Origin of the sequence: Filifactor villosus (genome assembly GCF_042652965.1) — a bacterium.
In the GTDB taxonomy this organism is placed as follows: domain Bacteria; phylum Bacillota; class Clostridia; order Peptostreptococcales; family Filifactoraceae; genus Filifactor; species Filifactor villosus.
Map to the genome: position 1 here is coordinate 1 of NZ_JBHSHL010000041.1, position 1,104 is coordinate 1,104.

The following is a 1,104-nucleotide window of genomic DNA, read 5'->3' on the forward strand; positions in this document are numbered from 1 at the left end:
GAGAGTACGATAAGGCTCTTTATGAGTATCGCCATCTTGTTGAGAACACCTTTTTGAAGTTAAAACAGTTTCGAGGGATCGCTACCCGTTATGCAAAGAGCGTCTCCTGCTTTGTTGGAGCAATTCATTTGGCATCGATGGTTTTATGGTTAAGATGCCTTGTTTAATTTGTGTAGACACACTCTAAAAATTACAATATATAACCCATCTTTATTCACAAAATTCTATCTGCACAATCCCAAACGGCAGCCTCGTAGCCTTATCAATATAAAATGCAGACTGAAACTCTTCTTTATTCTCCAAGTTTTCGCTTATGGATCCCAAAAGACCTTTATAGCCTCCCAAGAAAAGAACTGCTTTCTTACTGTGAGTTGTCGAATATTCATCAACTCTTTTTTCCAAACGATTTAATTCTTCCACTAAATGTTCCAGTACTTCAATGTTATCCTTATTTGATTTAGAATCGTTTATCTTAAAGCGACTATCCGATGCTAACTTTTTAAAAGGGGCTCGATTTTCTTCACTCCTCGGCTTAGTTATCCGATCCACTTCATTTTTGTAGTTTTGTATCTTTAATATCATCAGTTTGTTAAGATCTTTACATAGATCGTTTAACAGTATTTTTGAATCATCTACTGCCATCTCTCCTGTCAGCTCTTGTCCCGATTTTAAGTGCTCTACTCCTATATTCGGAAAAAACTCTTCCAATTTCGGAATCTTTTCTTGCCCCTGTTGTTCTTCCTCTCGGCTGTTTTGTGCTGTCTTTGGGTACAAATATTGAACTTTGTTTAGAGAGAAGATCCCAATTTGACAAGCCTTTACTTGGATATCTGTGCACGTCAAAACTCCTCCATCAAGCTTTTCCCTATTTACTTTCGATGTTAAAGCTCCCTTCAGGGAGGAGCCCGGGATATAATAGTCTCCTACATATGAAGATCCCACCCCTTGATTATAGCGATTAGAGTGGCTATAAAAAGGATAGATTATATTGTATTTCTCAAGTTCTTTCTCACAAAATCTATCTCCTCCTTCTTTTAGAGCGTGTCTACACAAATTAAACAAGGCATCTTAACCATAAAACGATCGATGCCAAATGAACTGCTC

Annotated in this window: 1 protein-coding gene and 1 pseudogene; one reads left to right on the forward strand and one right to left on the reverse strand. The window is 37.4% G+C overall.

Annotated elements, in window-relative coordinates; genetic code table 11:
* Window positions 1-167, forward strand: a pseudogene (locus tag ACFO4R_RS09065) (IS5/IS1182 family transposase); the annotation flags it as partial.
* Window positions 168-210: 43 nt separating this feature from the next.
* Here ACFO4R_RS09065 and ACFO4R_RS09070 read toward each other — a convergent pair.
* Complete coding sequence (locus tag ACFO4R_RS09070) at window positions 211-1,062, reverse strand: hypothetical protein (RefSeq protein ID WP_379788777.1); 852 nt, start codon at window positions 1,060-1,062, stop codon at window positions 211-213.
* Window positions 1,063-1,104: the final 42 nt, after the last annotated feature.